Source organism: Streptomyces sp. NPDC092045 (genome assembly GCF_044756005.1).
In the GTDB taxonomy this organism is placed as follows: domain Bacteria; phylum Actinomycetota; class Actinomycetes; order Streptomycetales; family Streptomycetaceae; genus Streptomyces.
In genome coordinates, this window is record NZ_JBIVSC010000003.1 from 385,589 (window position 1) to 405,699 (window position 20,111).

Here is a 20,111-nt window from a genome sequence, read left to right on the forward strand (position 1 = left end):
ACGGCACCGTCCGGCGCGGCGCCGGGACGCCCCCCCGGGCGCCTGGGCCGCGCCGGACGGTTCACCGCGTCCCGGCCCTCCGCGTCGCGGCCAGCCAGGCGCGGTAGCCGCGCAGGGCGCGGCGCTGCTTGCGGCGTTCGGAGATCAGGGCGAGCGTCGGGCTGGCGCCGGGGCTGGTCCCGCGCCCTCGGGCGAGGCGGCGCATCTGGTGGCGCACCCTGGCCATGCTCGCCGCGGCGGCGAGCGCCTTGTCCGACCAGGTCACCGGCTCCATCATGCGGTCCGCCTCGCGGTGGTCCCGCCAGCGCAGGGGGAGGTCCGGGGTGAGGGTGATGGCGGTGCCCATGCCGACGACCGCCACCCCGTTGCAGAGGACCCGCTCGGCGGTGACGCGGCGGGTGATGCCGCCGGTGAGCATCAGGGGCACCGGACTGGTCCTCACGAGGTCCTTGGCCAGGTCGAGGAAGTATGCCTCGCGCGCCTGGGTGCTGTCGTCGGCGGGACGGCCGGTCATGGCCGGGCTCTCGTAGCTGCCGCCGGAGAGTTCGACCAGGTCGACGCCGAGGGGTTCGAGCATCTCGATGACCTGGCGGGCGTCGTCCGCCTGGAAGCCGCCGCGCTGGAAGTCGGCGGAGTTGAGCTTGACCGCGACCGCGAAGGACGGCGAGACGGCGCTGCGGATGGCGTAGACGGTGTCGAGGAGCATCCGGGCGCGGTTCTCCAGTGATCCGCCCCACTGGTCGGTGCGCTTGTTGACCAGCGGCGAGAGGAACTGGGACAGGAGGTAGCCGTGGGCCGCGTGGATCTCCACGCCGTCGAAGCCGGCCTTCTCGGCCCGGTGGGCCGTGACGGCGAACCTCGTCACCGTGTCGTCGATCTGCTGCGGGGTCATGGCGGTGGGGCGGCCGAAGCGGCTGCTGTGCTTGCCCAGGCTGACGCCGATGTCGGACGGCCCCCACACGACACCGGGCATGCCGGAGGGGACCTGGCGGCCGGGGTGGTTGATCTGCATCCACATCACGCCCCCACCGGACTTGCCGGCCTTCGCCCATTCCGCGAAGGGCTTGAGGGGCGAGTGCTCGTCGAGCACGACGCCGGCGGGGGCGGTCAGCGCCTCGGCGTGGACCATGACGTTGCCGGTGATCAGCAGCCCGGCGCCGCCGGCGGCCCAGCGCCGGTACAGCGTGAGGATGCGTTCGTCGGGGAGTTGGCCGGCCCCGGCCATGTTCTCCTCCATGGCCGCCTTCCCGATCCGGTTCTTCAGCACCTGTCCGGAGCGGAGCAGTAGCGGAGAGAACAGCTCACTGGTCATCCCGGTTCCCTCTTCCTTTTCGATCATTTAGGATGTATGCACCATTTACATTTGACGGACGAGCAAGCAGTGGACACAGGGAGAGTGAGTGTGACCCATGTCACAGAACAGCACGTACCATCACGGTGATCTGCGTGCCGCCTGCCTACGGGCGGCACGGGAACTCCTCGAGGAGGACGGCAGCGCGGGCCTCTCGCTGCGCGCGGTCGCGCGCCGCGCCGGAGTCTCGGCGACCGCCCCCTACCGCCACTACGCGGACCGCGAGGCGCTCGTGTCCGCGGTGGCCGCCGAGGGCTACCGCGAGCTCGCCGAGCACCTGACGGCGGCCCATCCCGCCCCGTCGACGCCGGACGACCTGGCCGCCGTGGCCGTGGCCTACGTCCGGTTCGCCCTGGAGCACCCGGCCCTGTTCCGGGCAATGTTCGCCGAGCCCTGCGACCCCACCAGCGAGGAGCGGGTCGCCGCGACCGCCGCCATCTCCGAGTACGTCCGGGGCATCGTCCGCGACGCCTTCCCCGGCGTCGAGGACACCGACGCCCTGGCGACCACGGTCTGGGCCCTCGTCCACGGCCTGGCGTTCCTGCACCTCGACGGCAAGCTCGACACCTCCACCCCCGAGGCCGTCGCCGACCAGGTCCGCACCTCCGTCTTCGCCCTGTTCGCCGTCTCCCCCGCCCTGCGGGAGGCGATCGCGGCCGGCTGACGCGCGGCGGGAGCGCTCCGTGCGGGCACGGCCCGGCCGCGGCCTCACCGGTAGGTGACCATCCGGCGCCGGTCGTCCGCGAAGTGCGCGTGCTCGTTGAAGGTCAGGAGGGTGGTCCCCGATCCGCCCACCACCAGGGTGGTGACGGAGGCGTTGACCGCCACGCGGTTGAGCGCGACCACTCCCTCGTCCGGCAGCGACAGCAGTGCGCCGCAGACGGCGGCGAGCGGTCCGGCCGAGGTGAACACGACGGCGTCGCGCCCCCGGCCGAGCGCGGCCGGCAGCTCGGCCAGCGCGGCGCGAGCGCCCTCGGCGAACACGGGCCAGACCTCACCCCCGGCGGGGTCGGGATCCTTCATCCATGCCGCCAGGGCGTGGTCGAGCAGATCCTGCACGGACCGCTCCCCGATGGGCGGTGCATAGCGGTCCAGCAGGGCGAGGTGGTCGTACTCGTTCCAGCGCGCGTCCTGGTGGAGGGGTCCTCGGAATCCGGCCGCCTCGGCGGCGATGCGGGCCGTGTCGCGCTGGCGGGTCAGGGTTCCGGCGACGAGATGCGGGTCGCGCAGGCCGCGGCGGGCGAGTTCCCGGCCGACGGCGGCGGCCTGGGCGCGACCGGAGCCGGACAGGACGTCGTAGTCCTTCGCCTCGGAAGAGGCCTGGCCGTGACGGACGAGACAGATGAGGGGCATGACGGTACTCCGGCCTGTCAGCCACCGCGGGCGCGGCGGATGGTGGTGCGGCAGCGGTGGTCGAGGTAGTGGACGGCCGGCCAGAGGTTGCGGAAGGCCGGATTACGGGTCTGCTTGTGGTGGTAGCGGTGGTAGATCTGCTGGGCGATCACCGCGAGCCGGAAGAGGCCGAAGACCTCGTAGAAGGGCCAGTCGTCGGTGGACAGGCCTGTCCGGTCGCGGTACCGCTCGACGATCTCGGTCCGGGTGAGCATGCCCGGCAGATGGCTGGGCTGGCGGCGCATCGCCCGGGCCGCGCGACCGTCGTCGGCCTGCACCCAGTACGCGAGGGCGCTGCCGAGGTCCATCAGCGGGTCGCCCAGGGTGGCCAGTTCCCAGTCGAGCACTCCGGTGACCCGCAGACTCTTCTCGTCGAGGACGAGGTTGTCCAGGCGCCAGTCGTTGTGGACGACGCGGAGAGCGGCATCGTCGGGTCGGTGCTCGGCGAGCCAGGCCGTCACGCGTCGGAAGCTCGGTGTGTTCCAGGTGCGGGCCCGCTCGTAGCGGCGAGTCCAGCCCTCCACCTGCCGGCGAACGTATCCCGCTCCCCTGCCGAGGTCGGCGAGACCGGCCGCCGCGGGGTCGATCCGGTGCAGATCGGCGAGCGTGTCGACGAAGGTCTCCGACAGTGCCCGCGCCCTGCCGGGCGACAGGTTCATGCCGCGTGGCGGCCTGCCGCGCAGGACGACTCCGGGCACCTTGTCCATGACGTAGAAGTCGGTGCCGATGACGGATGGATCCCGACACAGCGCCCGGACCTCGGGGACGAGCGGGAAGACGGGTTTCAGCGCCTCCTGGACGCGGTACTCACGGGCCACGTCGTGCGCGGAGCCGGCCTTCCCGCCCGCCGGCGGACGGCGCAGGATCAGCTCCCTCCCGAGATGCGGGTAGCTCAGCAGGTACGTGCGGTTCGACGCCCCGCCCGTGAACTGAACGACGTCGGGGGCGGGGCCCGAGAGGCCCTCCACGTGCCGTTCCAGCCAGACGTGTACGCCTTCGATGTCGAAGGCGTCCTCCGCGCGGACCGCGCTCCGGTCGGTGTCGTTCATCGGCCCGCTCCGGTGATCGTCGGCTTTTCCCTCGGGCTCATGCCGCCCTCCTCCGCTCCTGTGGGTGCCGGGATTCGAGTTCCGCCGCCGTGCGCCGCCACTTCTTCACGGCTCGCGCGTCCGCCACGCGCGGGAACAGCCGCTTGAGGCACAGGGCGCGCCGGTCCGTGGGGCGGGTGAGGACGAGGAAGTGTCCCTTGTCGACCGCGTGGGCGATTCGCCCGGCCACCTGCTCCGCAGTGTGGAGGCTCTGTCTGACCTCCCGGTCGGCGAGTTCGGCCAGCTCGGGGTCGGGGCTGTGCAGCTCCGCCCTGAGGCCGGTGCGGAAGGGGCCGGGACAGGCGACGGTGGCACGGATGCCGAAAGGAGCCAGCTCCTGCCGGATGGTCTCGGACAGGGAGATGACGGCGGCCTTCGAGGCGTTGTACGAGGTCGCGCCAGGCGTGTTGAGCAGTCCAGCCGAGGAGGCGATGTTGACGATGTGACCGCCGCCCTGCTGTTTGAAGAGCGGCACGAAGGTCCGGCAGCCCTGGGCGACGCCTTTGAGATTGATGTCGAGAATCCAGTCCCAGTCGTCGTTCCGGAGGTCTTCGACGCGTCCGGCGGCCGTCACCCCTGCGTTGTTGACCAAGACGTCCAGGCCGCCCCAATGGCTCTCGCACCAGCGCAGGGCGCGCTGCCAGTCGTCGTGGAGTCGGACGTCGAGCCGGAGGAACGAGACCGCGCCGGGAAGCGGTTCGCCGGGCCGGTCGCGGTCCGCGACCAGGACGCGGTCTCCGGCGGCGGCGTAGTGCTTCACGAGGGCACGGCCCAGGCCGGAGGTTCCGCCGGTGATGAGGACGCGCCTGCTCATCCCGCCTCCCGGATGCGGTACCGGCCGAGTTCGGCCCGGGCCACGACGCCGAGGTGCACCTCGTCGGGGCCGTCGGCCAGACGCAGCGCGCGGGCGGCGGCCATGGCGGAAGCGAGCGGGAAGTCGTCGGACAGGCCCGCACCGCCGTGGAGCTGGATCGCCATGTCGATCACCTCGCAGGCCATCGCGGGAACGGCCGCCTTGACCTGGGACAACTCGCCGACCGCGGCGACCGGACCTGCGGTGTCCAGGAGCCAGGCGGCATGCAGGACGTGGAGCCGTGCCTGGTCGATCGCGATCCTGGCCCCGGCGATGCGCTCGCGATTGCCTCCCAGGTCGCTGAGCGGCTTGCCGAAGGCGGTACGGGACACCGCTCGCCGACAAGCCAGTTCCAGCGCGTTCTCGGCGAGCCCGATCAGCCGCATGCAGTGGTGGATGCGACCGGGACCGAGCCTGCTCTGGGCGATCTCGAAGCCTCGCCCGGGGCCGGCGATGACCGCGTCGAGCGGGAGTCGGACGTCGGAGAAGGACACTTCGCCGTGACCGTAGGGCTCGTCGAGGTAGCCGTACACCGGCAGCATTCGCTCCACTCGTACGCCCGGGGCGTCGAGCGGCACCAGGACCATGGAGTGCCGGGCGTGACGCGGGGCGTCAAGATCGGTCAGCCCCATGAAGACGACGAACCGGCAGTCCGGGTGCCCGATGCCGGTGCTCCACCACTTGCGGCCGTTGAGGACGATCGTGTCCCCGTCGACCACGGCGGTGGCCGCCAGGTTGGCCGCGTCGGAGGAGGCGACGTCCGGCTCGGTCATGCAGAAGGCCGAACGGATCTCGCCGCGCAGCAGCGGCTCCATCCATCGCCGACGCTGCTCGTCGCTTCCGTGGTGGAGCAGGATTTCGGCGTTCCCGGCGTCAGGTGCGTTGCAGTTGAAGACCTCCGGCGCGATCAGCGAGCGGCCCATGAGTTCGGCGAGGGGTGCGTACTCGACATGGGTCAGACCGGCACCGTACGTACTGTCGGGAAGGAACAGGTTCCACAACCCAATAGTCTTGGCCCTGGCCTTCAACTCGTCGACCGCCGAAGGGATGGACGCCCAGCGATCCTCCTGCTCCCGCAGCGCGACAAGATACTCCCGCTCGCGCGGCAGAACGTGCGACGCCATGAATCCGCTGACGCGGTCGATGTACTCGCGCGTCTTGGGCGAGTGTCCGAAGTCCATGCACTTCCATCCTGTCGAGCATTGCTCAGTGAGAGAGCCGACGCGCGGGCCAGGCCCACAGCCCGACCCGGGCCGTTGCGCGATCGACGGCAGAACCGACGGCCACCCTCTGCCCCGGTCGGGTGACAGGCGCGGCGCGCGCGAGTTCTCGCGGCTCGAAGCGCCCGACCGGTCAGGGTATGGCGGCCGTCTTCGAGCATCCGCGACGCCGGTTCATGACATCTCGTGAATGGATTGCGCGGCGATCACTCGTAGGCCGGCGCCGGTCGGCCGCATCCGGGCGCTCTCCGGCCCCAGCTGCATACCGACCGGTACGAATCTCTCGGCCATGGCCGCAGACCCTAGCTTGTTGAGCAATGCTCGACAAGCCGCCGAGCGTCGCTCAACCGGATCCAGGGCCCGCCCCCGTACGGCAGATCCGCACGCCGTGTTCAATGTTGACGCCGCTCACCCCGATGAGTAATGTGCGCGTCGCACACATCAAGTGCCCCCATGATCCGTACCCGCCGGGTCCGACCCCGATCACCGAACCGACCCTCCGGCGCGAAGCACCCATCACACACTCCCGCCTCCACACGGCTCGCGGGCACCGGCTCGAAGCGCGCGATCGACCTGCCTCACACCACCTCGGACGCAGATGCCGAGACCGCAGACGGCGGTAGAGAAAGGCCCCGGTCGCGCTTCCTCACCGCCGCGAGACGTCACCGGCGACGGCGGCGTGCATGTCCCGCCGGAACGGCCAGGCGCATCCGGACCGCACACGACATCCTCCGCCGGGCGCGCGTCACGCGGCAGAGCGAACGCCACCTGCCGAACGGCCCGGCGGCCGAAGGATTCCCACCGAACCCAGACGGGCCCGGTACGCCGGCCTGACCGCACACCAGGAAGACGGGACGCCGGCACCCACACCGACATGGTTCACCGTCGGGGGTGACGAGCCGTACGCATGGACCCGGATCGGCAGGACCGAACGACGCGGCGATCCAAGGCCCCGCGCTTCGGAAGAACAGCCCCGCGCGCCCATCCGACCGGGGTCAAGAACCGGCCAGCGGCGCACCGTTCGACCCCATGGCCTGTTCCAGACCGCTCACGAGCAGGTCGACGAGGTCGTCCTTGGCGATGACCTCGTCGGTGGAGCTGATGGCCATCTCCTCCGCCATGGCCAGCCAGCCGCGCGCGACCAACCGGTGCAACGACGTGGGAGCGGGGACCCCCGCAGCCCGCAGTACCCGGTCGGTCAGGATGCAGCGGTTCTCTTCGAAGACCTTGAGCACCAGCTCGTCCCCGCCGGCCGCCGCCCGCACCACGGCCACGTAGTTGTCCTTGCGCCGCTGCACGAACGACACGAAGCCGTCGACGATACGTCGCACCCGCTCCGCGTGGGTTCCCCCCTCGGGGTCGGCCGCGTGCAGAAGCAGCCGGCGGTTCCCCGCCCGGACGACGGCGACGTAGTAGTCCCGCTTGGTCGGGAAGTAGTGGAAGAGCAGCCCGCGGGAGATTCCCGCCTCGGCGGCCACCTCATCGATGGACATCTCGTGGATGGGCCTGGTGGTGAGCAGGCGAAGACCGATGTCGATCAGTTGAGCCCTGCGCTCCTCCGGCTTCAGCCGTACACGGGCGAGCGCGGACTTGGTGGTCATGCGCACGGAGACTAACTCGCCGAGCACGGCTCGACAAACCGACGCGGCAGCGGCGCGGACACCCTCACGGAGCTTCCATGGCGTGGCTTCCCGTCGACACGCGACGACAAATGTTGACACTGCACACCCACCGACTTAATGTTGGCGCTGCACACATCAATTCTTCCCGGCGACCCGCCCGAAGGCCGACATCGAACCCCTGAATCCCGACACCAGCCTTCTCCGGCAAGAAGCTCGCCTTCCGCGCTCCCCCACACGGGCCGTCGGCGCCCGAAAGGAGGCAGAGACGTGCCTTACTACGAGGTCAACGTTCCCATGCGAAGCGTCACCGGAGACAGCGGAGTCCACGTCTTCACCGGAACGGCCACGAATTCCGGTGCCGCCATCCGCATCGCACAACAGACGTACCACGCCGCGCAGGAAGCACACCGGGTGGGCCGGGGGATACCCGGCAAGCCCCCCGACGGGTGGGGCGCCCGCGGCTACCGCCCAGGCTGGAAACTCAACTGGCGTGCCGCGACAGCCACCCTCTGAAAAGACCTCCACGGGTGGCCCCGCAGCGGCATCACGGGCATCCCTTCGTAGCCATGCCCGCAAACCCGTTCGCCCCCTCGACTCCAGCAGCGCTACACGTTCGACCACCACTTGGACCGCCGCCTGGAAACAGCGCCCACCTCTTCGCGGGCCAGGGCAGCCAGGGCGGCGTCCATCGCCCCCTGACATGGTGACCCGATCACGAAGATCAGCGAGGGCGACGCCGGTGGCGTGAAGCATCACATCAGCACCCGCAGCGGCCACGATCGGCATGCGCAGGGCAGCATCGGGAGCGAGCCCGAGTTCGACACCCGGGGTTCGCGACGCCCAGTCGCGCTTCAGCGACTCCGTCCGGGCCCGGCCCTCGACATCCGGGCGGCAGGCGGTGACCACCACCACCTGACCACCAGTCAGGAAAGTCAGCAAAAGGTCAGCGTCGATCCGATCGAACCCTGACACACAAGCCCGAACATGAGACTCGGCGTGCTTCCCCTCCCTCCCGGCAGACTCCCGAAGCCGAGCACAAGACAGGATGCGGATCAAGGATCCCAGCACGATGGCCGTCAGTGGGATCACAGCCGATCCGAGCATAGGTTTCCCCAGGTCAGCGCACTCGCCCGCGCGGCTTCAGCGGAGTGGTGGGCAGCGCCGGGGCGGACAGCCGGGCGCCGTCGTAGCCGTGCACCTCGCCGAACCGCGAGCCCTGCTCCCAGTCATTGCGCGCCTGTACGATCTCCTCACCGGATCGGCCGACGAAGTTCCACCACATGACGATCTCCTCCTCGAAGGGCGGGCCGCCCAGGAGGACCGCGCGGGCCGGGGCGTCCGACTCGTTCGTCAGGGCGAGGGCGTCGGGGCCGGGGGCGGCGTAGCCCAGTTCGGCCGGACGCAGGAGGGTTCCGGCCAGGCGGACCTCTCCCCGGTCGACGAGCAGGCCGTGTTCGAAGGCGGGGTCGACGGGGAGCGTCACGGTCGCGCCGGGCGCGAGGAGGAGTTCGGCGCCGAGCAGGGGCGTGAAGGTCCGCACCGGGGAGGTCTCGCCGGCCAGGGTGCCGAGGAACACCCTGACGTCCGCCCCGTCGAGGCGGACGGTCCCGGGGGCGTGGTGCTGGAAGTCGCGGGCGGCGTTCCGGTGTTCCTCGGGGAGGGCGACCCAGAGCTGCACGCCGTGCAGGACCGTGGTGCGGGCGGTGGAGACCTCCGAGTGGCAGATGCCGTGGCCGCCCGTCATGAGGTTGAGCTCGCCGGGGCGCACGAACGCGTGGCTGCCCAGGCTGTCGCGGTGCTCGATCTCGCCCTCGAACAGCCAGCTCACGGTCTGCAGGCCGGTGTGCGGGTGCGGGGCCACGTCCATGCCGCCGGACTCCGCGACGTCGTCGGGGCCGTAGTGGTCGGCGAAGCACCAGGCCCCGATGAGGGTCCGGGACCGCTGCGGGAGCGTGCGCCGCACGGTCATCGCCCGCGGGCCGCCCAGGGGGACGTCCCGCGCGGACAGCACCTCGACCCCGGACCCGACGGTCCCCGGGCCGGCCTCCGCCTTGCCGCTCATACCCGCACCCCTTCGAAACGTGTAGTTTCACTTTAAACAATCATGGACGATGATAGCTTCCGCGACCGCGGAAGCCCCCGAGAACGGAGTGCGCAGTGAGCGATGCGGCAGGAGCCCCCGCGACCGGGCGGGTGTACCTCGACAAGCGGAGCCCCCAGGCCTACCACGCCCTGGTCCGGACGGCCGAGGCCGTGCGCGCGACCGCCGCCGACGCGGGGCTCGACCGGCTCCTGGTGGAGCTCGTCAACCTCCGGGTGTCCCAGCTCAACGGCTGCGCCTCCTGCCTCGACGTGCACACCCGCGCCGCCCTGCGCGCCGGCGAGACGACCCGCCGCCTCGGGGTGCTCGCCGCCTGGCGCGACACCGAGCTCTTCACGGCGCGCGAGCGCGCCGCCCTCGCCCTGGCCGAGGCCGCCACCCACCCCGCCGACGCCCTCGCACAGGACCGCGCCTACGAGGACGCCCGCCGGACCCTCACCGACGACGAGATCTCCGCCGTGCTCTGGGTGGCGATCACCATCAACGCGTTCAACCGGGTGTCGATCCTGAGCAAGCACCCCGTACGGGACGCCGCTCCCGGCGCCTGACCCGCCGGAGCGGGCGCGGGCGGGCGCCGGGCCCGCCCGCGCCCGGGCCGTCCCGGCCGCTACGGGCGGGCCAGGACGTCGCTCAGCCGGTGGGCGTACACCACCCGGCCGCACGGGGAGCCCGCGTCGGTGCAGCCCGCCGTGGTGTCCGCGCGGTGCTCGGTCAGCGACCAGAGGTACCGGGTGCCGCCGGGCACGCTCTGGCCGTGCTCGACGTACAGGTCCTCGGGGCCCACCGCGTTGGTGATGTTGCCTCCGAGGTCCACCAGGCGGCCGCCGGTGACGGTGGCCCGGCGCAGGCTTCCGCTGTTGTCGAGGTAGCTGCGGTTGAAGTAGTACGTCCCGTCGTACCGGGCGGCGCCCTGGGTGAGGTCGCGGGGCAGGTGGTACGCCGAGGTCGCCGCGACCCTTCCGCCGGTCTCCCGGAGCAGACCGGTGGCGTCGTCGACGGGAAGCGCGCCGACGCGTCCCTTCTCCGGGTGCGCCGCGTCGGAGTTGCAGTACTCGCCCATGATCAGCGCGGGGGCCGCGGGGGCGCTGCGGTCGATGGAGATGTACGACGCCTTGGGCGCGCCGGTGGCCACGCAGGTGCCCGCGGACGAGTTGCCCTGGGCGGCGGCGAACCTGTACGACGCCACCTGCGGCAGCACGTACCGGTAGGTGTGGCCGTAGTAGACGTTGCTCTGCCGGCCGATCTTGCCCTCGTCCGTGACGTTGCTCTTCAGGCCGTTGAGCGTGGTGTCGTCCACCGAGGCGTTCTGGTCGGGGTTGAGGTCCAGGAGGGAGCGCATGTCGAAGACCCGCAGGCCGTTCATCGTGTCCGCGACGTAGAGGTGGTACTTGTACCAGGCGATGCCCCCGGCGTGGACGTCGACGGCCCGGTAGGAGGCGTTGCCGTAGGAGTTGACGTACGGCTCGACGAGGAGGAGGTGGCGGTAGCGGCGCCCGTCGGGGGTGCCCGGCACGGGCGTCTCCGGGTCCAGGAACGACAGCCGCACGCCCTTGTCGGGGCAGGTGCCGGAGTCCGCCGAGCACAGGGCGGCGCCCGCCTTGTCGTACCAGGCGGTGACCAGCGGCTTGCGGGTTCCCCAGAGTTCGTCGGCCTGGGCGTCCGAGACGCCCGTGATGCCCTGCGGGATCCACTCCTCGGTCGCGGCGTCGCCCGCGTCCCAGCAGAGCTTCCCGGCCGGGGCGAGCACCGCGCCGTCGTCACCGGTGCCGAACGGGTCCGTGGCGCACGACGCGCCGGTCTTCGCGACGCGGTTGCCCTGGTCGAGCAGTTCCTGGACGCCCTGCGTCGGCAGGGCCGCCTTCAGCGAGGTCACCACACCCCTCAGGTCGGGGCCGGGCTTGAGGTCGAAGGAGGAGGCGACGGCGGGGTCCCCGGGGGCCGCGACCGCCGCCGGGGTGCCGAGGACCGGCACGGCCAGGACCGCGGCGGCGAGCGCGGCGATCCAGCCGGCGCGGCGGCGGGGGCGGGACGTCGGGGGGTGGTGCGGAGTCGGCATGCACGGGCCTTCGTACGAGCGGGACGGGTGAGGTCCGAGATCATTCCAATCCGCGTGCGGCCGCGTCCAGGAGCGGGCCCGGATTCCACCGCGCACGGCCCGGGGAATGCCCGTGCCGCGAGGAACGTCCTCCAAGGTCGGCGGTCGGCGAACGACCGCGCCGCCCCGGTGTGACGGGGCTCACGTGCCTTCTTCGGAAACGGTGTCGACCGTCGAGGCCGTGCCAGGCGTATGCCCGGTGAAGCGAGAGACCCGGGAGTTGCCGTTGACCGTCGAAGAGTTCGAAGCGTTCTACGTCCAGTCGGTCGGGCGGCTCACCGGGCAGCTCTACGTCATGCTCGGCGATCTGCAGGAGGCTGAAGACGTTGTCCAGGAGGCGTTCGTCAAGGGCTGGAACCGGCGGCGACGGCTGGACGGCGACAGCGGGCCGGAGGCGTGGATCCGCACGGTCGCCTGGCGCCTCGCCGTGAGCCGGTGGCGCTTCCGGAAACGTACGGCCGACGCCTGGAGCAGGCGCGCGGCCCCGTCCCACACGGCCGGTCCCGGGCCGGAGCACGTGGTGCTCGTCGACGCCCTGCGCACCCTCCCGGCCCAGCAGCGGCGCACCGTCACCCTGCACTACCTGTGCGACCTCACCGTCGAGCAGATCGCGGGCGAGACCGGGCTGTCCGCCAGCACCGTCAAGACACACCTCGGCCGGGGGCGCACCGCCCTCGCCGACCGGCTCAAGGACACCGAGCAGGAGGCCGGATCCCGGTGAACGACCCCAGCGATCCCTCTCTGAGGGCCCTGTTCCGGGCCGCCGCCGACCACGGCAGCCGGGAGGCCACGACGCTCCCCGTCGCCCGGGTCGTCGAACGGGGCAGGCGCGCCCACCGGCGCCGGCTGGCCCTCGCCACGGTCACGGCGGGCGTCGTCGCCGTCCTCGGCGTGGCGACGGCCGCCTCGCTCGCCCCCGGGCCGGGCCCCGCCCTGCCCGCGACGAGCCCCTCCGTGCCCGCGCCCGTGCCCGGCCCCACCCACCGTTCCGGGCCCCTGCCCCGGGAGACGGAGAACAGCACTCCGCCGGGGCCCGGCAGCGCGACGACGGAGGGCCGGCGCACCCGTCCGCCGACGGCCTCCGGCGGGACGACGGCACCGATGGCCCCGCCGGAGACGGCGACGACCACGGCGACGACGACACCGCCGGGCTGACCCGCCCGCCGCCCTCCCGTTTCCCGGACTTTCCGGACGCTCCCGACCGGGCGACCCGCAGATCGGCCGGTCGACCGGCCCGCCCACCGGCCGACCGCCCCACCCACCGGTCGACCACCGCTCGCGTCCGTGCTGCCGGGGCGGCCCCGCACCACCGGGCCGCCCCGCCCTTCCCCGTACCCGCGTACCCGCGCGCACCCGCCCTCCGGCGTGCCCGCGTCCTCACGGAGAGACCTCAGCCATGCCGATCCCGGCACCGCCCTCCCCCGGGCGCGCCCCCGTCCGCGCCCCCGTGCGGACGGGTCCCGCCGTGCGCACCGCCCTCGTGGAAGAACCGCGCGCGGCCGTGCCGCAGCCCCGTCTCCGCCCCGCCGACCGCGAGGTCCTGTGGCTGTACCTGCTGACGCGGGTGGCCGTGTGGACGACCGCGTACTGCACCCGCTGGCTGTTCCCGGCGTCCGGTGACGCCCGGGTGCCCGAGCCGGTCCTCGCGCCCTTCGAGCACTGGGACTGGGGGCACTTCCTGAACATAGCCAGGGACGGCTACTTCCCCGGGGGACCGGGCGAGGGGGACAACAGGGAGGCGTTCTTCCCCGGCCTCCCCCTGGTCCTGCGGGCCGTGCACGTCCTCGTGCCGCACTGGACCGTCGCCGGGCTCCTCGTCTCCCTCGTCGCCGGGGCCGTCGCCGCCGTGGCCCTCGCCCGGATCGCCGAGCTGCACCTGCCCGGTTCCGGCGCGGGCCGCCGCGCCGCCCTCTTCCTCCTGGTGTCGCCCTGCGCGGTCTTCCTGGCCGCCGGGTACAGCGAGGCGCTCTTCCTCGCCCTCGCCCTGCCCGCCTGGCTCGCGGCCCGGCGGCAGCGGTGGCTCCTCGCCTCGGTGCTGGCCGCCGGGGCCACCACCGTCCGCGTCAGCGGGCTCTTCCTCGCCGCCGCGCTCGTCGTCCTCTTCCTGACCACGCGGCGGGACGGAGGGGCGGGCCGGAAGCGCGAGGCCGACTGGCTCGTCCTGCCCGGCCTGCCCGCGCTCCTCTACTTCGGGTACCTGTACGGGCGGACCGGCGACCCCATGGCGTGGAAGCACGCGCAGGAGCGCGGCTGGTACCGCCGCTTCCGCGCCCCCTGGGAGGCCTGGTCGCAGACCTGGCACGAGGCCTTCGACCACACCCAGGCCACCGGCTACGCCGCCCAGTTCCAGGCGGACCTGCTCGCCATGGTGCTCGGCCTGCTGCTGCTCGCCGTCCTCGTCGCGCGGCGCCGCTGGCCGGAGGCCGTGTACCTCGCGCTGACGCTGTGGGCCCTCGGCACCTCGTACTGGTACATGTCCGTCGCCCGCAGCACCCTCCTGTGGTGGCCGCTGTGGGTCGGCCTCGCCGTCTGGAGCGCGCGCAGGCGGTGGGCCGTGCTCGCCTACCTGTGCCTGGTCGCGCCGCTGAGCACCGTCCTGGCGATCACCTTCATGACGGGGCGCTGGGCGGGCTGACCTCCGGGCAGCGGCCGCGCCGCGCGTGGTCGCGCAGGGTGGCGAGGGAGACCGCCTCCAGGCTCTCCGCGAAGACCCGCGCCGGTCCGGGCTCCACCGGGAGCAGGGAGGGGACGACCAGGACGACGCAGCCGGCCGCGTCGGCCGAGGCGGTCCCGTCCGGCGAGTCCTCGACGGCCACGCAGGACGCGACCGGGACCCCCAGGCGGCGGGCGGCCGTCCGGTACGGGTCGGGGTGCGGCTTCGTCCGGTCGGTGTCGTCGGCCGAGAGGGTGAGGGCGAACGGGACGTGCGCGAGCGCGCCGCCGGTCACCGCGTCGACCACCGACCGGGGAGAGGCGCTGACCAGGGCGAACGGCACGCCCTCGTGCTCCAGTTCGGCGAGCAGCCGTCCCGCCCCCGGGCGCAGCGGCGCGCCCGCGTCGACGCGCCGCCGGAACGCGGTGGTGAGCGCGGAGGCGACCCCGGCCGTGCCCGACGCGCCGGTGGTCCGTACGAGGTGGGCGGCGGTGTCCTCGACGGCGCGGCCGACGACCTCGGGGGCGTCGGCGGCCGTCAGGCGGTGGCCGAGCCGGGCGGCGACCTCCTCCGTGGCGTCCCACCAGAGGGTCTCGGTGTCGACGAGGGTGCCGTCCATGTCGAAGAGCACCGCGGCGAGTTCACCCACCGGTCGTCTCCCGGGCCACGACGAGGGCGGGGTGGCGGACGGCGCCGAGGGCGACGCGTGTGCCCGGGACGAGCGCTCCCGCGTCCCGCGACGGCAGGTCGGCCTTGACCGGCGTGCCGGCGCGGTCGAGGTGGACGCGGGTGACCGGGCCGAGGAAGGAGGTGGAGACCACCGTCGCGTCGCCGTCGGGGTCCTCGGTCACGGTGAGGTTCTCGGGACGGACGAGCACGTCGACCCCGGGCCCCTCCGGCGCCTCGCCGTCGACGGGCAGCCGGACGCCCGCGACCTCGACGAGGCCGGGGCCCGCGAGGCGGCCCGGCAGCCGGTTCATGGTGCCGACGAACGCGGCGACGAACGCGGTCGCGGGGCGCCGGTACAACTCGGCCGGGGTCGCGCACTGTTCGAGGCGTCCGGCGTTGAGGACGGCGACGCGGTCCGCCATGGACAGCGCCTCCTCCTGGTCGTGGGTGACGAAGACCGTGGTGATGCCGAGGTCGAGCTGGAGCCGCCGGATCTCCTCCCGCAGGCTGAGGCGGACCTTGGCGTCGAGCGCGGAGAGCGGCTCGTCGAGGAGCAGGACGCGGGGGCGCAGGGCGAGGGCGCGGGCGAGGGCCACGCGCTGCTGCTGGCCGCCCGACATCTGGTGCGGGTAGCGGTCGCCGTGCTGCGGCAGGCCCACCAGGTCGAGGAGTTCGGCGGCGCGGGCGCGGCGCTCGGCCGCCCCCGCTTTCCGCACGCGCAGGCCGAAGGCGACGTTGTCGCGGGCGGTGAGGTGGGGGAAGAGGCTGTACGACTGGAAGACCATGCCGGCGTCGCGGCGGTGGGCCGGCACGTGGGTGATGTCGGTGCCGTCGACGAGGACCTCGCCCGCGTCGGGCCGCTCGAAGCCGGCGAGGACGCGCAGGGCGGTGGTCTTGCCGCAGCCCGAGGGGCCGAGCAGGGCGAGGAGTTCGCCCGGCTCCACCGTCAGGTCGAGGCCGTCGAGGGCGGTGGTGGGGCCGAACGAGCGGCGCAGGCCGCGGAATTCGACGCGGGCGCCGGTGACGGGGGCGGTCCCCGTCCGTTCCGCTGTTGCTGAGGTCATGGCGGGTCAGGACTCCTTGGGGGCGGTACGACGAGCGGGACGGGGGCCGGCCGGCGCCGTGCCCGCCCGGGACAGGACGAGCAGCAGGGCCCAGGTGACGAGCAGGCTGAGCAGGGAGACGGCCACCGACATCCGGGCCTGGGCGCCGGAGATGGAGACGATCCACACCGCGAACGGCCGGAAGCCGAGGAGCGAGGCGACGGTGAACTCGCCGAGGACCAGGGCGAGGGTGAGGAAGGCGGCGCCCGCGAGCGAGGAGCGCAGGTTGGGCAGGATCACGCGGAGCATCACGTACGTGCGGCTCGCCCCGCAGTTGCGGGCGGCCTCGACGAGGGTCGGGACGTCGACGGCGCGCAGTCCGGCGTCGAGGGAGCGGTACACGAACGGCAGGGCCATGACGGTGTACGCGAGGACCAGGACGACGGGGAAGTCCTCGTTCTGGACGGCGAGGAACGTCTGGTAGAGCGGGGTCCGCGAGAGGTGGTCGGGGCCCCAGCGCAGGACCGTGGTGATGCCGGTGACCAGGGCGATCGGCGGCACCACGAGCGGCAGGGTGCACAGCACCTCGATCACCGGGCGCAGCCGGGGCGCGCCGAGCCGCACGGCCACCAGGGCGGGCACGGCGAGGAGCAGGGACAGCGCGACGGTGGCGGCGGCGAGCCCGAGGGAGAGCAGCAGACTGCTCGGGAAGCCCTCGGCGCCCAGGAGTTCGGTGTACGCGGCGAAGGAGACGCCCCGGCCCGGGGTGTGCACCGTGAACACGAACGAGGCGATCAGCGGGACCAGGAAGTACGCGCCGCCGAGACCGAGGACGAGCCCGCGCCACACGCGGGGACGGGGGCGCCGTACGGGAGCGGCGGGCCGGTCGTCCGCCCGCGTCCCGGTCTCCGGCGCGGTGCCCGGGGCGGTGGGGGTCATCGCAGCCATCGGGCGCTCCTGCGCTGGAGGGGGAGGTAGAGGGCCATGACGAGTCCGGCGACGAGGACCATGTCGAGGCCGAGGGCGAGGGCCACGTTCTCCTGGCCGACCAGGACGTTCCCGGAGAGCGCGTCGGCGATCTTCAGGGTGACCAGGGGCACGGAGCCGCCGACGAGCGCGGCGGCCGTCGCGTGGGCGGCGAAGGCGCTGCCGAAGAGCAGCACGAACCCGCCGAGCAGCGAGGGCGCGAGGACCGGGAGGCCGACGTGGCGCCAGTACTGCCATCCGCCGGCGCCCGCGTTCCGGGCGGCCTCGCGCCACTGGGGCCGCAGCCCGTCGAGGGCGGGGGCGGTCACCAGGACCATCAGCGGGATCAGGAAGTACAGGTAGACGACGGTGAGGCCGGTGAACGAGTACAGGTTCCAGCCGAGGGAGGTGAGGTCGGCGAGCCGGGTGACGACGCCGGAGATGCCGAGGGTCGCGATGAAGGCGAACGCGAGCGGGACGCCGCCGAAGTTGGCGAGGACGCCGGAGGCGGTGAGGACCGCGCCGCGCAGGGCCCGGGAGCGGGAGGTGACGACGGCCTGGGCGATGAGGACGCCGAGGACGGAGCCGAGGAGCGCGGTGAGGGCGGAGAGCTGCACGCTGCCGATCAGGGAGCCGAGGTAGGGGCCCTGGAGGGAGCGGCTCAGGTGCTCGCCGGTCGGCGCGGTGGCTCCGGTGGCCGGGTCGGTGCGGGTCACGGCCCCGTGCAGGAGGGCTCCGAGCGGGAGTCCGAAGCACAGGGCGGTGAAGGCGATCAGCGGGAGGGCGGCGAGCCAGGGGCGGGGTCCGCGCCGCCGGCGGCGCGGGCCGCCGGCGGTTCCCGTGGTGGGGGTGGAGGAGGCGGAGGACATCAGGAGACGGCCTTGTCCCACTTCTCGGCGAGGGTGGCCTTGGCCCTGTCGAGTTCGGCGGAGGCCGGGAAGGAGGGGGTGCCCGCGACCTTCGGGAGCTTGGCGACGAAGGCCTTGTCGGCGGTGCCGTCGGCGGTCATGGCGGGGAGCAGGACGGGGCGGGCGTAGCCCTTGAGCCAGAGGTTCTGGCCCTCGGCGCTGTAGAGGAACTCCATCCACAGGCGGGCGGCGGCCGGGTGCGGGGCGTCCTTGTTGATGGCCTGGGAGTAGTACTGGGCGTAGACGCCGTCGGTGGGGACGGCGACCTTCCAGTCGACGCCCTTGGACCGGAACTGGTCGGCGTAGCCGGCGTTGAGGTAGTCCCAGTCGATGCTGATGGGCGTCTCGCCCTTCTCGACCGTGGCCGGGGTGGACTCGACGGGGATGAAGTTGCCGCTCTTCTTCAGCTCGCCGAAGAAGTCGATGCCGGGCTGGATGTCGGCGAAGGAGCCCTTGCGGGCGAGGGCGGCCGCGTAGACGCCGCCGAAGGCCGAGCCGGACTTGGTCGGGTTGCCGTTGAGGGCGACCTTGCCCTTGTACTCGGGCTTGAGGAGGTCGGCGAAGGTCGTCGGGCAGTTCGGGACGCGCTTGGCGTCGCAGCCGATGGAGACGTAGCCGCCGTAGTCGTTGTACCAGCGTCCGGCCTCGTCCTTCTGCGCCGCGGGGATCTTGTCCCAGGCCTCGACCCTGTACGGGGCGAAGAGGCCCTCCTCGGCGCCGCTGCGGGCGAAGGCGATGCCCAGGTCGAGGACGTCGGGGGCGCGCTTCTGCCCCTTGCGGGACTTGACGGCGGCGATCTCGTCGGCGCTGGAGGCGTCCGGGTTCTCGCTCTCGACCTCGATGCCGTACTTCGTCTCGAACGCCTCGATCAGCTCGCCGTAGTTGGCCCAGTCCGGCGGCAGGGCGATGACGTGGAGCGCGCCCTCCTTCCTGGCCGCCGCGGCGAGGGCGTCCAGGCCGCCGAGGTCCTTGGCGGAGGCCGCGGTGGCGGCCTTCGCGCCGTCGCCCTTCGCTCCGGCTTCGCCCTCGGGGGCGGCGCCGCAGGCGGTGACGGTGGTGAGGACGACGGCGCCGAGCAGGACGGCGGCACCGCGGACGGGGGTTCTGTGCACGGGTTCTCCCGGGAGCGAGGGTGGGGCTTGTCCGGAGCGGGGGTGGAACTTGTCTGGACAAGACGCCCCCAGTTCGCCCGTGCCTCCTGTCCGGCGGGTGAACGGCGCGTGACGGGTCCCCCACGCCTCCCGGAAGAGCCGGTGGCGGTGAACCCCGGGTGAACGCGGTGGTGTTGGGGTTCCCCCGCGGGTACGCGCCGCGTCCGCGCCTCGGGTTAGGGTGGGCGGAAGGAGAGCACGCGCCGTGACCGGGTGTGCGCAGCGACGCGTGGGAAGGGGGACGCCGTGACGGCGCTCTACGTGGAGATCGCGGAGGGCCTCCGCCGTTCGATCCTCAGCGGCGAGTACCCCGTCGGCGCCCGGCTGCCGTCCGAGAGCGACCTCGCCGACCGCTGGTCCGCCTCGCGCGGCACCGTGCGCCAGGCCGTCTCCCTCCTCGCCTCCGAGGGGCTGATCGGCTCCCGTCAGGGCGCCCGCCGCATCGTGCTCCGCCGCGAGCGCCGGCACAGCTTCGCCGAGCTGCACAGCTTCGCCCAGTGGGCGCGGGCCATGGGCTACCGGGCCACGAGCCGCTTCCTGCACCGCGAGCGGCGCCCCGCCACCCCCGAGGAGGCGCGCCGGCTCGTCCTGCCGGAGGGGGCCGGGGTCCTCGGCGTGCTGCGGCTGCGGTACCTGGACGGGGAGCCGGTGATGGTGGAGCGCACCGCGTACGCGGCCTGGGTCGCCCCCGCCGTCGAGGCCCTGCCGGTCGACTGCGCCTCGATCATGGACAGCATGGCCGAGGGGGCCGGGATCGTCGCCCACTACGGCGAGCACCTCATCGACGCCGTGCCGGCCGGCAGCGACGACGCCCGGCTGCTCCGCGTCCGCCGGGGCAGCCCCCTCCTGCGCCAGCGCCACCTCACCAGCAACCCGGACGGCCGCCCCATCGAGTGGACCGAGGACCGCTACCGGGCGGGGAGCGTCACCTTCAACGTGAGCAACTCCGTCGGCACGGCCCCGCTGGTCCGGGACCCGGGCGCGCTCCTCGGGTAGCTC

21 protein-coding genes are annotated in these 20,111 nt (G+C 73.0%); 8 read left to right on the forward strand and 13 right to left on the reverse strand.

All coding sequences use genetic code 11. The features are described 5' to 3' along the window. Positions 1 to 61: 61 nt before the first annotated feature. Entirely contained in the window at positions 62 to 1,312 is a 1,251-nt protein-coding gene (locus tag ACIQKA_RS11880) for an NADH:flavin oxidoreductase/NADH oxidase family protein (RefSeq protein ID WP_402540804.1), read from the reverse strand. 97 nt (positions 1,313 to 1,409) lie between these two features. Here ACIQKA_RS11880 and ACIQKA_RS11885 point away from each other — a divergent pair, with 97 nt between their 5' ends. After that, positions 1,410 to 2,015: a WHG domain-containing protein gene (locus ACIQKA_RS11885; protein ID WP_391095436.1), complete on the forward strand. Its 606-nt coding sequence runs from the start codon at positions 1,410 to 1,412 to the stop codon at positions 2,013 to 2,015. A gap of 44 nt (positions 2,016 to 2,059) precedes the next feature. Here ACIQKA_RS11885 and ACIQKA_RS11890 read toward each other — a convergent pair whose 3' ends face one another. The 5 genes from ACIQKA_RS11890 to ACIQKA_RS11910 all read right to left on the reverse strand — a co-directional run bounded on the left by ACIQKA_RS11890 (position 2,060) and on the right by ACIQKA_RS11910 (position 7,505). Then, entirely contained in the window at positions 2,060 to 2,704 is a 645-nt protein-coding gene (locus ACIQKA_RS11890; protein WP_391095434.1) for a histidine phosphatase family protein, read from the reverse strand. Positions 2,705 to 2,721: 17 nt separating this feature from the next. Further along, complete coding sequence (locus ACIQKA_RS11895) at positions 2,722 to 3,792, reverse strand: phosphotransferase family protein (protein ID WP_402540805.1); 1,071 nt, start codon at positions 3,790 to 3,792, stop codon at positions 2,722 to 2,724. A 37-nt stretch (positions 3,793 to 3,829) separates the two neighbouring features. Next, positions 3,830 to 4,645 carry an SDR family NAD(P)-dependent oxidoreductase gene (locus ACIQKA_RS11900; protein WP_391095432.1) on the reverse strand — a complete coding sequence of 272 codons (816 nt, stop codon included), beginning with the start codon at positions 4,643 to 4,645 and terminating at the stop codon, positions 3,830 to 3,832. Beyond that, positions 4,642 to 5,865 carry an acyl-CoA dehydrogenase family protein gene (locus ACIQKA_RS11905; RefSeq protein ID WP_391095430.1) on the reverse strand — a complete coding sequence of 408 codons (1,224 nt, stop codon included), beginning with the start codon at positions 5,863 to 5,865 and terminating at the stop codon, positions 4,642 to 4,644. Before ACIQKA_RS11905 ends, ACIQKA_RS11900 begins: the two co-directional genes overlap by 4 nt. A 1,034-nt stretch (positions 5,866 to 6,899) precedes the next feature. Further along, entirely contained in the window at positions 6,900 to 7,505 is a 606-nt protein-coding gene (locus ACIQKA_RS11910; RefSeq protein ID WP_391095429.1) for a TetR family transcriptional regulator, read from the reverse strand. 288 nt (positions 7,506 to 7,793) lie between these two features. On the opposite strand from ACIQKA_RS11910, the gene ACIQKA_RS11915 reads away from it, so the two are divergent. Beyond that, complete coding sequence (locus ACIQKA_RS11915) at positions 7,794 to 8,039, forward strand: hypothetical protein (protein WP_402540806.1); 246 nt, start codon at positions 7,794 to 7,796, stop codon at positions 8,037 to 8,039. Between the two features lie 231 nt (positions 8,040 to 8,270). Next, positions 8,271 to 8,495: a hypothetical protein gene (locus ACIQKA_RS11920; RefSeq protein WP_391095426.1), complete on the forward strand. Its 225-nt coding sequence runs from the start codon at positions 8,271 to 8,273 to the stop codon at positions 8,493 to 8,495. A gap of 148 nt (positions 8,496 to 8,643) precedes the next feature. On the opposite strand, the gene ACIQKA_RS11925 is transcribed toward ACIQKA_RS11920, so the two are convergent. Beyond that, complete coding sequence (locus ACIQKA_RS11925; protein WP_402540807.1) at positions 8,644 to 9,588, reverse strand: pirin family protein; 945 nt, start codon at positions 9,586 to 9,588, stop codon at positions 8,644 to 8,646. A gap of 95 nt (positions 9,589 to 9,683) precedes the next feature. Between ACIQKA_RS11925 and ACIQKA_RS11930 the strand changes: the two genes are divergently transcribed. After that, positions 9,684 to 10,175 carry a carboxymuconolactone decarboxylase family protein gene (locus ACIQKA_RS11930; protein WP_383444828.1) on the forward strand — a complete coding sequence of 164 codons (492 nt, stop codon included), beginning with the start codon at positions 9,684 to 9,686 and terminating at the stop codon, positions 10,173 to 10,175. Between the two features lie 59 nt (positions 10,176 to 10,234). On the opposite strand, the gene ACIQKA_RS11935 is transcribed toward ACIQKA_RS11930, so the two are convergent. Then, on the reverse strand, positions 10,235 to 11,683 hold the full coding sequence (locus ACIQKA_RS11935; RefSeq protein WP_402540808.1) for a hypothetical protein: 1,449 nt from the start codon (positions 11,681 to 11,683) through the stop codon (positions 10,235 to 10,237). Between the two features lie 265 nt (positions 11,684 to 11,948). Here ACIQKA_RS11935 and ACIQKA_RS11940 point away from each other — a divergent pair, with 265 nt between their 5' ends. The 3 genes from ACIQKA_RS11940 to ACIQKA_RS11950 all read left to right on the forward strand — a co-directional run bounded on the left by ACIQKA_RS11940 (position 11,949) and on the right by ACIQKA_RS11950 (position 14,357). Then, complete coding sequence (locus tag ACIQKA_RS11940) at positions 11,949 to 12,443, forward strand: SigE family RNA polymerase sigma factor (RefSeq protein WP_383152028.1); 495 nt, start codon at positions 11,949 to 11,951, stop codon at positions 12,441 to 12,443. Continuing rightward, complete coding sequence (locus ACIQKA_RS11945) at positions 12,440 to 12,877, forward strand: hypothetical protein (RefSeq protein WP_390108134.1); 438 nt, start codon at positions 12,440 to 12,442, stop codon at positions 12,875 to 12,877. Before ACIQKA_RS11940 ends, ACIQKA_RS11945 begins: the two co-directional genes overlap by 4 nt. Positions 12,878 to 13,118: 241 nt before the next feature. Further along, a complete protein-coding gene (locus ACIQKA_RS11950) occupies positions 13,119 to 14,357 on the forward strand; it encodes a mannosyltransferase family protein (RefSeq protein ID WP_402540809.1) in 1,239 nt (412 codons plus the stop codon). Here ACIQKA_RS11950 and ACIQKA_RS11955 read toward each other — a convergent pair. From ACIQKA_RS11955 to ACIQKA_RS11975, 5 genes are read right to left on the reverse strand one after another with little or no spacing between them, the layout of a single operon-like run. After that, positions 14,332 to 15,024: an HAD family hydrolase gene (locus ACIQKA_RS11955; protein WP_402540811.1), complete on the reverse strand. Its 693-nt coding sequence runs from the start codon at positions 15,022 to 15,024 to the stop codon at positions 14,332 to 14,334. The genes ACIQKA_RS11950 and ACIQKA_RS11955 overlap by 26 nt on opposite strands. After that, on the reverse strand, positions 15,017 to 16,108 hold the full coding sequence (locus tag ACIQKA_RS11960; RefSeq protein WP_402540813.1) for an ABC transporter ATP-binding protein: 1,092 nt from the start codon (positions 16,106 to 16,108) through the stop codon (positions 15,017 to 15,019). Before ACIQKA_RS11960 ends, ACIQKA_RS11955 begins: the two co-directional genes overlap by 8 nt. Positions 16,109 to 16,114: 6 nt before the next feature. Next, a complete protein-coding gene (locus tag ACIQKA_RS11965; protein ID WP_383152033.1) occupies positions 16,115 to 17,035 on the reverse strand; it encodes an ABC transporter permease in 921 nt (306 codons plus the stop codon). Next, positions 17,023 to 17,922: an ABC transporter permease gene (locus ACIQKA_RS11970; protein ID WP_383436707.1), complete on the reverse strand. Its 900-nt coding sequence runs from the start codon at positions 17,920 to 17,922 to the stop codon at positions 17,023 to 17,025. The genes ACIQKA_RS11965 and ACIQKA_RS11970 overlap by 13 nt, the downstream gene beginning before the upstream one ends. Further along, entirely contained in the window at positions 17,922 to 19,073 is a 1,152-nt protein-coding gene (locus ACIQKA_RS11975; RefSeq protein WP_402540816.1) for an ABC transporter substrate-binding protein, read from the reverse strand. The genes ACIQKA_RS11970 and ACIQKA_RS11975 overlap by 1 nt, the downstream gene beginning before the upstream one ends. Before the next feature lie 285 nt (positions 19,074 to 19,358). On the opposite strand from ACIQKA_RS11975, the gene ACIQKA_RS11980 reads away from it, so the two are divergent. Then, a complete protein-coding gene (locus ACIQKA_RS11980) occupies positions 19,359 to 20,108 on the forward strand; it encodes a GntR family transcriptional regulator (protein ID WP_383152035.1) in 750 nt (249 codons plus the stop codon). The last annotated feature ends 3 nt before the right edge of the window (positions 20,109 to 20,111 follow it).